Origin of the sequence: Salinicoccus carnicancri Crm (genome assembly GCF_000330705.1) — a bacterium.
In the GTDB taxonomy this organism is placed as follows: Bacteria; Bacillota; Bacilli; order Staphylococcales; family Salinicoccaceae; genus Salinicoccus; species Salinicoccus carnicancri.
Genome location: NZ_ANAM01000001.1, coordinates 360,681 through 374,028, shown reverse-complemented (window position 1 = coordinate 374,028; position 13,348 = coordinate 360,681). Strand labels below are relative to the sequence as shown.

Sequence of the window (13,348 nt, the reverse complement as noted above, 5' to 3'; positions counted from 1 at the left end):
GGTCTGAAGGAATATTTTTCTCTTTACCCATCCCCCTGCACATCTTTCAAATTTAAATTCCCGGATGGCATCCACATGCCTCGACATGGTCGTTGACCATCCCGATGGCCTGCATGAATGAATAGATGATGACCGGACCCGTAAATTTGAAACCACGCTTTTTAAGATCTTTGCTCAGCCTCTCCGACAGTTCGGTGGATGCGGGAATATCATCATCCGTCTTATGCCTGTTCACAATCGGTGCATGATCAACATAGCCCCACAGGTAACCCGCAAAGGTTCCGAACTCCTTCCGGATTTCAAGCACCGCCCCGGCATTCGTCCGCACCGACTCCAGCTTTCCCATGTGTCTGATGACACCGTGATTCATTTTGATACCGCTGAGCTCCTCGTCCGTAAGATTCGCACAGCGGACGATATCAAAATCGTGGAAGGCTGTCCTGTAGGCTGTCCTCTTATGCAGGACCTGTTTCCACGAAAGACCCGCCTGCGCCCCTTCCAGCGACAGCATTTCAAAAATGTACCGGTCATCGCGGGATGGCACACACCACTCTCTGTCATGATATTGCTGCATGAGCGGATCCTCTCCCGCCCACTGGCATCTCTTCATCAAAATCCTCCTCGCAGCTTTTCTCTACATGGTATCATGGTCATTATGTAACCTGTCCCCCAGAAAGGATGATACCATGTCCGCTTTTATATTCTTCTTATGCATAGCGCTCATCGCTTCCATACTGCAGACAAGTACAGGGTTCGGCTTCTCCATAATGGCCACCCCGCTGTTTCTGGTGCTGTTTCATCCACAGGAAGCGATCCAGATAAATATCATCCTGTCCCTCGTCATTTCAATATCAATCATCCGTTCCATCATGCCCTCGGTCGACTTCACCCTCCTGAAGCGGCTGATAGCAGCAAGTCTGGCCGGCATCCCTTTCGGCATAGCAATCCATATGACGATCAACATAGAGGCTTTCAAGCTTTCTGTTGGCGTTCTGCTGCTCATGCTTACTTTATTGCTCATTTTGAATTTCAGGATCAATCAGACACCGGCCCGGGATAATCTGACCGGCGGGCTGTCCGGACTGTTCACCACAAGCATCGGTATGCCCGGCCCACCGATACTGGTCTATTTCACCGGCACCAGCATGGACAAGGACAGGGTGCGTGCTACGACACTTGCATTCTACCTGTTCATCTATTCCGTCAGCCTCGTCACACAGATCATTTTTACCGGGACCAGCGTACTGATTTGGAAATACAGCCTTTATGCGGTACCCGCTGTGCTCTCAGGCCTTGTAATCGGCCGGTATATCTACAAGTGGATCAATCAGGATGCATTCAGGATTTTCACCTATGTTCTCCTAAGCGGCACAGGCTTATATCTTCTCATACAGAGTATGCTGTCACCCTGAATACCTTGTTTTGACTTCCTCCATCACATGGAGGATCAGCGCAATGACAATGACACTGGCCACTGTATCCGAAAGGTAGTGGGCACCAAGGTAGATACGGGAAATCATCATTGAAATGACAAGGAAGACCAGGACTGCCCTGATATAGATGTTCCGGCTGAGCCGGAACATCAGAGTGACAAGGACCATGAACGACAGCACATGCATACTCGGAAAACTGTAACCATCGAATGCCGCATGTTCAACATCCGGCCGCGCCCTCTGGAAGGTATATTTCATTGCGGTCCCGATTGCGAGGCTTGCTCCGGCGCCGATCGTATACAGCCAGAAATGAGGATCCTTTTTGAAATAATATATCACAGTCACAATGATGAATATGATTGTCGCATGGAAGGGCTTGAAGATACGGGAGAGGGATGACAGGTATCCTTCCAGCCACCCGGCATCTGCAAATTTCCTCAGAAACAGATACGCCAATCTGTCAGCACCATCCGTGAAACCCAGTCTGATACTGATGGCCAGTATGGCAAACAGTGCGGCATACAGAGGGATGAAATATATATTACTCTTCTTCAATGCTATCCTTCCTCACAATCATGGTATGCATCACAGTATACCATCTCTCATACAATTGCTTTGACATTGCAGGATTATATCTTAGGTCAACCTGTACACTGAGGCTATAAAAGGCGCCGGAGAACGGTTTCCTCCGGCGCCTTTAAACCGGCTGCCCATCAGGCAGCCTTTCTGCTTTTGACGAGTTTCCTGTAGGTATCTATGACATAGTAGCCATAAATGAGTGCGGCCGCCACCCCCCCAACACCCGCAATTGCGTAGACCGTATAAATCGATGCGTCCGGCTGGAATGCAAAATAGGCAGCGATACAGCTCGATATCAAAGGCAGTGGCGCGATGTAGTAATCGAATCTCCGGTTCATGATCGGTGCCTGCAGAAGGAAGTGTATACCCATGACCAGCGTGATGAACGGGACGATGAACATGGCTACTTCAAGTGCGAACATAAGTATGACAACAATAAGAATTGTAGCGTAAGTGACACCGACGAGAAAGCCGATCGACCGTTCTATACGTACGACATCAGAGGTCCTGTCATTGCCGGCGGATTTTGAAAGCTCCCGGTTCCTGAGACTGCCGACCAATATATAGGCAGCGCCGACCATCACCGCTGCAAACAGTATCCACCCGGCTATGCCCCAGGCAAAGCCGAACCAGATTGAAAATGCCACTGTGAATCCCACCATGATGAGAGCATGGGGGGCACTTGCCCTTGCAGCTTCAAAGTCCCAATCCAGTGCGCTGTTTTCCATCATATTTCTCCCCTTCGCGGAATCTTTTCCGTCAATTATATTACTGAATATTCTCTGTATTCGACAGTAACTATTCTAACTATAGTATTCACATCCATCAATTATTTAAACGGGATCCGTTAAAATATTTTTTCAATGTTTTCATACCTGTTCCTACATAAAAATCCATGCCGGCGTAAACTGCCGGATGGATCTTTTGTCTGCTTTGGTCCATACATCTTAAAAAATCAGTCACCATTATCCGGGCTGCCATCACTGTCCTGGTAGTTCGTATCATTGATCGTCTGCTGCTGATCGAATTCCGATTCGTCATTGTTGTTCATGCCGCATGCGGATAAGACCAGGACCATGACCAGCACAAATATACTCCTCTTTTTCATCAAATACCTCTTTCTTTCGTGCATTAACCTCCGGATTCATTATCTCATTTAATATTACATGATGTCATAAATTTGAGCTCAATGTCAAAATGGAGAAGACCGTCCATCTGGCGGCCTTCTCCGGAATATGCCTATTCACCCACTACACCGCATGCGATACGGTCGCCCGCATCACCTGACGGCTGAGACTCATAGTCATCCGCTTCAGAATGGATCATGAGTGCCGTTCCCTCTTCAGTAAAGAGCGTGTTATCCTGCCCTTCCTCAAGTGTAACCATATCTGCTGTGACTTCAGTATCCACTGTACCGTCCTCACTCACTTCTATATTTTCCATATCACCTGCATGGGGGCCATCAGGGTCGTTCATGCCGTGATTTGCATCTGTCGGATTATAATGGCCGCCCGCCGACTCGAAGTCGGGGAGTTCACAAGAGCCGGTCTCATGGAAATGGAATCCGTGTTCGCCCGGCGGGAGATTTTCACCTTCAAGGACGATGTTGACTCCGGATTCCCCTTCAGTCAGCGTCGCTGTGGCCACCTGTTCTTCATTGGTGTCCATCAGATCGACAATCACTTCGGAATCGCCCGTTTCACCAAATGACTCTGTTTCTTCTTCGTCCCCCTGGTACTCTTCGTTATTTCCACTGCAGGCTGCAAGAACTCCGATCAGCGCAACAGTCAGCATCAGGAACATCCAGCGTTTCATCGAATACCCCTTTCAATCGTAGTTAATGTTTTGATTCCCTTTAAATTTAAAAGTAAACTTTATTTAACCAGCTGAATGAGGGTAAAAAAAATAATCCACTTCTGACATAGAAAATATTTTTCTCTGTATTTGAATGCTTTATCTCTGTTGCGCCTTTTTTCATATGACTTTGCCTGGCGGTCAAACTTCCGGCTCATTGACTGCTTTGTCATATATTCCACTCCAATAATTCATTTTCATTTATCAAAGCATGCTTCAGATGGTACAGTGTCATTAAGGAGTAATTTTACTCCCCGTTGGATTGACTGTATATTCGGGGGAGTGTTTTTTATTCCCGTCTAATGAAATCGCTTACAAATAAATTATAACATATCGGGAGTGATGATTATGAACAAGAGGACGGAGCTCTCTACAGAGACTGTGTGGGCGGGTGAAAAGGATTACCGGGCGCATGGTGCGAGCCAGGTGCCTGTAGTGAACAGTGTTGCTTATGAATATAGGGATCTGGACCACTGGTATGATGTTGCCAAAGGCCGGGCATACGGGCACATATACGGCAGGAATACCAATCCGACCCTCGCATCTTTTGAAGACAAGATCTGCCGCCTGGAGGGCGCAGAAGCTGCCACAAGCTTTTCCACGGGCATGGCGGCAATCAGCAACACCATGTACACATTTTTACGTCCCGGTGACCGGATTGTGAGCATCAAGGACACATATGGCGGGACAAACAGGATTTTCAGTGACTTCCTGCCGCATATGAACATCAAAGTGACTCTCTGTGAAACAGGGGATCATGAGGCTCTGGAGGAAGAAATCAGGAAAGGCTGTAAAGTCGTACACCTGGAGACACCGACGAACCCCACCCTGAAGATCACCGACCTCGAACGGATTGCGAAAGTTTCAAAAGAATCGGATGCGCTGCTCGTTGTGGACAACACTTTCGCCACGCCGATACTGCAGAATCCGCTTGAATCAGGGGCCGACCTTGTCATCCACAGTGCAACGAAATTCCTCGGCGGACATGCGGATGCACTCGGCGGAACGCTGTGCGGTGCCAAACACCTGGTGGACCAGGTGTTCCACTACCGTGAAATCAATGGGGCAACAATGGATCCGAACGGGGCCTATCTTATGATCAGGGGGATGAAGACACTCGATTTGAGGGTTCAAAAGCAGTGTGATAATGCTGAGAAGGTTGCTGAATACCTTTCTTCACATCCGGCAGTTTCCAAAGTTTTCTATCCGGGTCTTGCCGATCACCCGAACCATGATATTGCCAGGAGACAGATGAAGCGTTATGGCGGAGTACTCAGTTTCGCACTCGCCGGCGGCATGGAGGCTGTCAAAAAAGTACTCCCCCGCCTTGAATTCGCCAACCGTGCAGCCAACCTCGGCGCTGTAGAGACGACGGTTGGACCGGCAAACACCACGAGTCACGTGGAGTCGACGCCAGAGGAGCTCGAGGCCCTCGGCATCCCCGAGAGTCTCGTAAGATATTCAGCAGGGATCGAATCTTTCGAAGACCTTAAAAATGATCTGGAAAATGCCCTGGCAATTCTGGAAGAGTCATAGGCATTCTTCATTCAAACATACAGGGAAAGGGGAGATATGATGTTCTCCAGACAGGAATACGAAACAAGGATGAACAGGACAAAACAGAAGATGCTGGAATATGGCGTGGAAGTGCTGATACTCTCCAACCCCTCCAATATCTGTTACCTCACCGGCTATGATGCATGGAGCTTCTATGTCCATCAGGCGGTCATCGTCTTCATCGATGAAAAGGAGCCGCTGTGGATCGGCCGTGGTATGGACGCCAGAGGGGCCGAGTTGACCACATGGATGAGCACATCGAATATCATCTACTATCCCGATGATTATGTACAGTCCACCATCAAACATCCGATGGATTTCATCGCCGCGGAACTCCTGTGCCGGGGCAAGGGCGACAGGAAAACAGGCGTTGAAATGGATGCATTCTATTATACCGCCATGTGCCACGAACGCCTCACAGTCGGACTTCCTGATTCGGAGCTCAAAGATGCGAGCGGGCTGGTGAACTGGGTAAGGGTGTATAAAAGTGAAGCGGAGATAGACTGTATGCGTAATGCAGCAGAGATCGTCGGCAATGCAATGCAGGCAGCATACGACACGGTCGGTGCCGGCGTGCGTGAAAATGAGGTCGCTGCCGCCATCACGCATGCACAGATATACGGCAGCGACACATTCGGCGGGGATTATACATCCATCGTCCCCATGATACCGACCGGAAAATACACCGCCAGCCCCCATCTGAATTGGAGTGACAAAAGGTACACCGAGGGCGACTCACTGACGATAGAGATTGCCGGATGCTACCACAGGTATCATGTGCCCATGGCAAGAACCGTATCCATCGGCCGGATACCAGACTACATCAGGGAAGCCGGGAAAGTCATCATCGACGGCATCCATGAAACCATGGCAATCATGAAACCCGGCATCACAGCAGCAGAAGTCAACAGCACGTGGAGCCGGGCCATCGCCAGACACGGCTATGAAAAGAATTCACGCATCGGCTACTCAATCGGCATGAGCTATCCGCCCGACTGGGGTGAGCACACCATCAGCTTCCGGGAAGGCGACCACACGATACTCGAACCCGATATGACCTTCCATCTCATGCCGGGGCTGTGGTTCGATGGATTCGGGGTCGCAATAACAGAATCCATCCTGGTCACAGAAAACGGCATCGAGCAGTTCACTTCATTCAATCAGGAAATCCATGAAAAACCTGTTCATTGACTTTTCGAAACGCAAAAAAGATGAATCGGCCCCGATTCATCTTTTCTTATTTATGCATCATACGCATTGAGTGCATTGACGCTGTGGGCGACGGCAGAGCCTGCCTTCAATGCTGTGCCGACCAGGATGGCTTCCGCCATCTCTTCTTTGGTAACATCCAGGTCTTTGGCGTTGTTTGTATGGATTTCTATGCAGTACGGGCATCCTGTAACATGCGCCACTGCAACGGCGATCAGTTCCTTGTCTTTTTGTGAAATCTCTCCCGGCTGCATTGCTTCCCTGTCCAGCTGTGTGAAGGCTTTGAATGCTTCGGGGGCAAGTTTTGAAAATTCCTTCAGTCTGCTGATGTTGGATTTCTTGTAAAGATCCCCCTCATTGCTGCCATCATATGCTTCGAGGGCATTCACACCATGGGCCATCGCAGACCCCGCTTTAAGTGCAGTGGCCACAAGGATGGCTTCCCCCATTTCCTCTCTGGAAACTTCCAGGCCTTTTGCATTGTTCACATGGATATCGATGCAGTACGGGCATCCTGTAACATGTGCCACTGCAATTGCTATGAGCTCTTTCGTCTTCTGCGGAATCACTCCGTCAGCCAGTGCCGCTTTATCGAATTGACCGAAACCCTTAAAGGCTTCAGGGGCAAGCTTTGATAATTCAGGCAGTCTTTCAAGGTTCGATTTCTGGTACAGGCTTTCTTCTGACATGATATTACCTCCGATAGTTTTCCGAATATAAAAAATACTTCTCCGGAAATCATATCCGAAGAAGCACCGCCTTTCAACATATCGGCTTCATCTGCCGATGTCAAAATACAGATGATGGTGGAGACGGCAGTTCTGGTTGAATTCCGAATCACAGTTTTTGCATCTGCCTGTATCCATATACTCTGCAATTGTATGCTCAGTATCGCACACTCCGCATAATATCGCTTTCTCATCGAATTCATGGACCTTCCATGTTCCAGTTTCATGCCTTTCGCACTCATCGTGGCATTTGTAGCATGGATAGTATCTACCGCAACACCTGAATTTTATAGCAATGATATCCCGTGTGCCGCGATAGTGGATGCATCGTGTCTCCCTGTCGACCGTATGACCGAAAATCATCATTCCCTTCACCCCTTAATATGCTAATATGATTATTATATCATCGCCACCGGGAGGTATCGACGTGAAGAAGAAAATGCAGAAGACAAATGCGATGAGGATTCTCGAGAACAATAAGGTTGATTATAAGATTCATGAGTACCCATGGGATGAAGACCACCTGGACGCGAAAAGTACTGCGGATGAAGTGGAGATGCCGCTTGAGACGATATATAAGACACTTGTCGCCACAGGCGGCACTACAGGGGAAGTTGTCGTCTGCATCCCGGCCGGACAGTCACTCGATCTGAAACGTCTCGCCAAGCAAAGCGGCAACAAAAAAGTGGAAATGCTGCATATGAAAGACCTGGAAAAGACGACAGGTTATATACGCGGCGGCTGTTCTCCTGTAGGTATGAAAAGACAGTTCCCCACATATGTTTCTTCAGAAGCTGCCTCCATGGAATCCATCGTGGTCTCCGCCGGAAAAAGAGGCATGCAGATGGAACTTTCTCCGGCTGAACTGCTCAGAATCACCGGCGGACAATATGCCGATATTACTGTCTGAATTAAAGAAGGCTCTGAATCCTTTGAGGATCCAGAGCCTTTTTTGTTCATGTTTATGCTTTTACCACCTGTATCTCTTCATCCTGTACTTCGACTTTGACGTTTTCCAGAGTTTCTTCTTCGAGGATCAGATCTGTAAGCTGATCTTCGATCTTATCCTGGATTACCCTGCGGAGCGGTCTTGCACCGAAGCGTTTGTCATAGCCGAGTTTTACCAGTATCTGTTTTGCTTCATCCGTGATTGTGATGCTGAGTTCATTTTCTTCCACTGTTTCCTGAAGTTCTGCAAGCATCAGATCCACAATTTGCAGCAGATCCTCTTCTGACAGTTCATTGAAGTTGATGATGGAGTCGAAACGGTTCAGGAATTCCGGTTTGAAGTAGTCACTCAGGTTATCCAGCGTGGATACTGAATCATGTTTTTCCGGGCCAAAGCCGACACTTGCAGTATTCACACCTGTACCGGCATTACTTGTCATGATGATGACTGTTTCTTTGAAACTTACCGTACGGCCATGTGAATCCGTGAGGTGGCCATCTTCCATGATCTGCAGGAACATGTTCTGTACATCCGGATGTGCTTTCTCTATTTCATCGAGCAGTATGATGTTATAAGGGTTGTGACGGACTTTTTCCGTCAGCTGCCCTGCTTCCTCATGGCCGACATAGCCTGGAGGTGAACCGATGATCTTGGAAACAGCATGTTTTTCCATGTACTCACTCATGTCAAGACGGATAAGTGATTCACGTGAACCGAACATTTCCTCGGCAAGTGCTTTTGTCAGCTCTGTCTTGCCGACACCGGTCGGTCCGACGAACAGGAATGAACCGATTGGGCGGTATTTGGATTTAAGGCCCGCGCGGCTGCGTCGGATGGCTTTTGCCACTTTGCCCACGGCTTCTCCCTGACCTATGACTTTCGCGCCCAGCTGACCCTGGAGATCGCGCATTTTCTCCTGCTCATCCGCCTGGAGCTTCGTCACAGGAATACCTGTTTTTTCTTCCACTATCAACTGGATATCGGAAACGTCCACATCAATGATCTGCGCTGTGTCCTCAGCTTTTTCGAGCTGTTTTTCAAGCTGAAGTTCCTGATATTTCAAGTTTGCCGCCTTTTCATAATCTTCCTGTTCAGCAGCTTCATCTTTTTCCTTCGCTATCTTTTCAAGCTTCTGCCTGATTGAGCCGGAGTCGTTCTCTGCGTTGGACAGGTTCAGACGGGAACCGACTTCATCCATAAGGTCAATTGCCTTATCCGGCAGGAAACGATCCTGTATATATCTGTTTGACAGGCCGACGAATGCACGGATTGCCTCATCGGAGTAGCGTACTTCATGGAATGCTTCGTAACGGTCTTTAATACCCTGCAGTATCAGTTCCGCTTCCTCCAATGACGGTTCTTTCACAATGATCGGCTGCAGACGGCGTTCAAGTGCTGCGTCTTTTTCAATCTGGCGGTATTCCTTCAGGGTCGTAGCACCGATGATCTGCAGCTCGCCGCGTGCCAATGCAGGTTTCAGTATGTTACCTGCATCCATCTGGGAGCTCTCTGCCGTACCCGCACCTACGATCTGGTGGATTTCATCAATGAACAGGATGACGTCTTTACGTTCCTGCAGTTCACTGATCAGCTGTTTCATGCGCTCTTCAAACTGACCGCGCATACTTGTATTTGCCACAAGGGAAGCCACGTCAAGGATATATATTTCCTTATCCATCAGCTTGGACGGGACAGTCCCTTCGACGATTTTAAGAGCCAGCCCTTCTGCAATGGCAGTTTTACCGACACCAGGCTCACCGATCAGTACCGGGTTGTTCTTGTTCCTTCTGTTCAGAGTCTCAACGACACGCTTGACCTCCATATCACGGCCGATGACCGGGTCAACGTTGCCGGACCTGGCTTCATCAGATATATTTTTACCTAACTGATCAAGCAGGCCGTTCCCGCCGTTTTGTTTCTCTTTTACTTTCGTTCCCGTAGCGCTTCCTCCGTTTCCCTGGAAATATTTATTGTTGGAGTTTGTATTTTCAAAAGGTGATCCAGAAAAGAAATCGTTGGAATTCATCATTTGACCTTGTATTTCACGGAAACATTCATCACATAAATGTACTTGCATTTTCTGGTTGTTAACATTCATCGCAAGATTGACATTTGCTTCATTAACACCACAGTTTTGACATTTCATGCGTAGATTCCTCCTATTCGTGATGATAGCCCAATTTGACCTTGACTATCTTTGACTATAAATACAGTATAAAGGTCTCCATTCAGATTTTCAATCATGATGCTCACATACCTTGTTGCCATTTGACTAAGTTTGACCTTTAACTATATTATACATTGACCTTATTTGACTTTCAAGTGTTTTTTGTTACTTTTTTAATATGATTACGAAAAAAAGAGGCATCCTCAGATGCCCCCCCCCTCCCTCTGTTATACGAGCGTCATCCAGTTTACTCCCTTATCCTTGAGATGGCCCGGCCATTCAACATTCACTTTGTTCCATGTTTCCCCTGAATCTCTGGAAATATAGAAACCGGTGTTGTTCAAAGCATAGAACACTCCTGCCGCCACTCTGTCTGAGGCGAGAGAGAAAATTGCAGAGCCGTCGGGGTCCGGCAGACCTTCATGGACCCGTTCCCATCTTCCTCCATTTTCACGACGCATCAGAATCGTTTCCGCATTTGATGGTTTATATGCCGTCATCGGACTTTTTGCCGCCGACACAATGGTGATGTCTGCATTCCCGCTGTCCGCAGCGATGCCGACCAGATAGCTGTACGGGTCAAGGCCATCGTTGAATGTCTCCCATGTAGAGCCCGAATCGAAGCTTTCCGCATATCCCCCGCCTGCCGCTTCATACACACGTCCCGTAACTTCCGGATGGGTCGCCAGCGTATGGCTGTCATGCTGCGACCCCGGTTTACGGTCTTCGAAGCTCCGTCCCTTATCCTCGCTTCTCATGACACCGCCGAGTTCTATTCCCGCGAAAATACGTTCTGCATCATGAATATCCGGCTCGATGAAACGCACATGATGTGTCTCAGGCCGGGGCGGGAAACTCCATGTTGACTTTGATGGCAGATCCAAGAGCGCCGGGCAATCCGTCCACGTCCGCCCGCCGTCCTCCGATCGGAAGAGGCCGCTCGGTTCCGTACCGGCCCACACGACTCTGTAGCCGTGTATATTCTCAGTGGGACTGACAGCTAGGCTCATCACCCGGTTATGTGTAATGCCGGCCCCGGCAGGCTCCCATGTCCCGCCGCCGTCATCGCTGATAAAGAGCCCGTCATCAAATGTGCCCCCGTACAGCCGGCCCGGATTATCCGGATCGGCCGCAAGACACAGCAGGACATTCGGTGCAGGCTTTTCTGTCATCACCCATCCGCCTTTTTCTTCTTTTATTTCGTAGAGTGAATTGCCGGCAGAGAAATACAAAGTCTTCATCCTATCCAGCTCCTTCAGCGTGTTTTTAATACTCTTCCAAACAGATTCCCTTTATCAGGATGTAAAAAACTCCTCATTGCATGAACTTGGCATGATAAAAATCTCCGCAGATGCAGCAAAGTAAAAACCCATTGAAAGTATTCCTTTCAACAGGCCTGGATAATTTCATCCCATCATTTCCGCAGAATCTTCTCCATCGCTTTGCCTCTGGCCAGCTCATCTATCAGTTTATCCATATAACGGATCTCCTGCATAAGCGGCTCTTCGATTTCTTCGACACGCACTCCGCATATCACGCCTGTGATCATATCTCTCGACGGGTTCATATCCGGTGCTCCGGCAAAGAAATTTTCAAAATCAGTATCCTTCTCCAGATGTTCTTCAAGCTGACTCTGATTGTAGCCCGTCAGCCAGAGGACGATTTCATCCACTTCCTCCTTCGTTCGTCCCTTCCTTTCAGCCTTGGTGACATAGTGGGGATAGACGTTTGAAAATGCCATGGTGTATATTTTATGCCCGGCCATATTACCGCTCCTTTCATTTCAATGATCTTCAACATTTTGCATACTTCCAGCATACAACAAACCTGCTTATAAAAATCGCCGTTTTGGACATACATCCAAAACGGCGATCACCCCATCCATTCAATTACAGATTTATTGTTACATCCGATTTTTCTTTCAGATCTTCGGCAAGTGTCTGTGTAGCTTCACTCTCTTTCTGCATTACAACCTGCTCTTTAAGCTGCGGTTTCATCTCGTCGAAGGATGGCATCTCCGAGCCGCCTTCTTCACCCTGCATCTGTGACATCTGTTCTTTCTGCTGGTCATAGATCTCTTTCAGCTCATCATCGGATGGTTCGATATCACCGGTCTCTTCAGCGATAAGCTGATCCATCCTGACCCGCGTTTCAATCTGGGACATCACTTCATCCTTTTTCATGCCTTGCTCTTCCATTGTAGTGAAGAACTCATCCTGGGATTCCATCTGATTTTGTTTGACAATATCGTCCAGTGTTTTGTTGACCTCGTCCTCAGGTGCTTCGATTCCGCGGTTTTCAGTTTCCTGTATCAGAAGTTCCTGTGAAACCATGCCATCGGCAACCTGCTTTTTCAGTTCATCCTGATTCACTTCCTGACCGGACATCTGCTGCTGCATGGCGGCCTGCTGGAACTGGCTCTCGTAAGCCTGCTGGAATTCATCTTTCGTAACTTCTTCCCCGTTCACTTCAGCGACGACATCAGGCACACCCTCCATGTCGGGTTCAGGCATTTCCTGCTGCTGGCCTTCACCGCCTCCTTCGGCAGACTGGCCTCCTTCTTCACCGCTGCCAGAAGCCGTCTGTCCCTGGGACTCCTGCTGATTTTCCGCGTTTCCTGTATCTTCACCCGAATCATCCCCGCCGCCGCAGGCACCGAGTACCAGCATCGAAGAGGCGATTGATAATCCTGTTAACCATTTTTTCATAATTGATTCTCCTTACAATGCGTTATTGTCCGTCATTCTAACACATCATATTCCAATGTCCACTCATCGTGTGCCGGGATGGAAAATCCATATGAAAAAATTGAACATTCCATGACAGGATATCAGTCCTCATGAGGAACTTCCCGGTATCAAAAGTCCATCCT

15 protein-coding genes are annotated in these 13,348 nt (G+C 48.5%); 4 read left to right on the top strand and 11 right to left on the bottom strand.

Annotated elements, in window-relative coordinates; genetic code table 11:
- Positions 1-52: 52 nt before the first annotated feature.
- Positions 53-610 (bottom strand): DNA-3-methyladenine glycosylase I, encoded by a 558-nt coding sequence (locus tag C792_RS0101985; RefSeq protein WP_017547761.1) that lies wholly within the window; start codon positions 608-610, stop codon positions 53-55.
- A 76-nt stretch (positions 611-686) separates the two neighbouring features.
- Between C792_RS0101985 and C792_RS0101980 the strand changes: the two genes are divergently transcribed.
- A complete protein-coding gene (locus C792_RS0101980; RefSeq protein WP_017547760.1) occupies positions 687-1,412 on the top strand; it encodes a sulfite exporter TauE/SafE family protein in 726 nt (241 codons plus the stop codon).
- Here the strand turns inward: C792_RS0101980 and C792_RS14115 are convergent.
- The 4 genes from C792_RS14115 to C792_RS0101960 form a co-directional block, all read right to left on the bottom strand.
- On the bottom strand, positions 1,404-1,988 hold the full coding sequence (locus tag C792_RS14115; protein ID WP_017547759.1) for a phosphatase PAP2 family protein: 585 nt from the start codon (positions 1,986-1,988) through the stop codon (positions 1,404-1,406). The genes C792_RS0101980 and C792_RS14115 overlap by 9 nt on opposite strands.
- A gap of 158 nt (positions 1,989-2,146) precedes the next feature.
- Complete coding sequence (locus C792_RS0101970; RefSeq protein ID WP_156811613.1) at positions 2,147-2,743, bottom strand: hypothetical protein; 597 nt, start codon at positions 2,741-2,743, stop codon at positions 2,147-2,149.
- Between the two features lie 224 nt (positions 2,744-2,967).
- Positions 2,968-3,120, bottom strand: a complete 153-nt coding sequence (locus C792_RS14845; protein WP_017547757.1) for a putative periplasmic lipoprotein — start codon at positions 3,118-3,120, stop codon at positions 2,968-2,970.
- Between the two features lie 131 nt (positions 3,121-3,251).
- On the bottom strand, positions 3,252-3,827 hold the full coding sequence (locus C792_RS0101960; protein WP_017547756.1) for a superoxide dismutase family protein: 576 nt from the start codon (positions 3,825-3,827) through the stop codon (positions 3,252-3,254).
- 387 nt (positions 3,828-4,214) lie between these two features.
- On the opposite strand from C792_RS0101960, the gene C792_RS0101950 reads away from it, so the two are divergent.
- Entirely contained in the window at positions 4,215-5,402 is a 1,188-nt protein-coding gene (locus tag C792_RS0101950; protein WP_017547754.1) for a cystathionine gamma-synthase family protein, read from the top strand.
- A 39-nt stretch (positions 5,403-5,441) separates the two neighbouring features.
- The gene (locus C792_RS0101945; RefSeq protein ID WP_017547753.1) at positions 5,442-6,614 is read left to right on the top strand and encodes a M24 family metallopeptidase; all 1,173 of its coding nucleotides are present in this window, start codon (positions 5,442-5,444) and stop codon (positions 6,612-6,614) included.
- Between the two features lie 50 nt (positions 6,615-6,664).
- Here C792_RS0101945 and C792_RS0101940 read toward each other — a convergent pair whose 3' ends face one another.
- Together C792_RS0101940 and C792_RS0101935 are read right to left on the bottom strand one after the other, a co-directional pair.
- Complete coding sequence (locus C792_RS0101940; protein WP_017547752.1) at positions 6,665-7,321, bottom strand: carboxymuconolactone decarboxylase family protein; 657 nt, start codon at positions 7,319-7,321, stop codon at positions 6,665-6,667.
- A gap of 87 nt (positions 7,322-7,408) precedes the next feature.
- Complete coding sequence (locus tag C792_RS0101935; RefSeq protein ID WP_017547751.1) at positions 7,409-7,726, bottom strand: CHY zinc finger protein; 318 nt, start codon at positions 7,724-7,726, stop codon at positions 7,409-7,411.
- 73 nt (positions 7,727-7,799) lie between these two features.
- Between C792_RS0101935 and ybaK the strand changes: the two genes are divergently transcribed.
- Positions 7,800-8,270: a Cys-tRNA(Pro) deacylase gene (gene ybaK / locus C792_RS0101930; RefSeq protein WP_040608668.1), complete on the top strand. Its 471-nt coding sequence runs from the start codon at positions 7,800-7,802 to the stop codon at positions 8,268-8,270.
- Between the two features lie 52 nt (positions 8,271-8,322).
- Here ybaK and C792_RS0101925 read toward each other — a convergent pair whose 3' ends face one another.
- From C792_RS0101925 to C792_RS0101910, 4 genes are all read right to left on the bottom strand, one after another.
- Complete coding sequence (locus C792_RS0101925; RefSeq protein WP_017547749.1) at positions 8,323-10,455, bottom strand: ATP-dependent Clp protease ATP-binding subunit; 2,133 nt, start codon at positions 10,453-10,455, stop codon at positions 8,323-8,325.
- Between the two features lie 248 nt (positions 10,456-10,703).
- Positions 10,704-11,717: a WD40/YVTN/BNR-like repeat-containing protein gene (locus C792_RS0101920; RefSeq protein ID WP_017547748.1), complete on the bottom strand. Its 1,014-nt coding sequence runs from the start codon at positions 11,715-11,717 to the stop codon at positions 10,704-10,706.
- A gap of 173 nt (positions 11,718-11,890) precedes the next feature.
- Entirely contained in the window at positions 11,891-12,241 is a 351-nt protein-coding gene (locus C792_RS0101915; protein WP_017547747.1) for a DUF2200 domain-containing protein, read from the bottom strand.
- Positions 12,242-12,365: 124 nt separating this feature from the next.
- A complete protein-coding gene (locus C792_RS0101910; RefSeq protein ID WP_017547746.1) occupies positions 12,366-13,184 on the bottom strand; it encodes a SurA N-terminal domain-containing protein in 819 nt (272 codons plus the stop codon).
- Between the last annotated feature and the right edge of the window lie 164 nt (positions 13,185-13,348).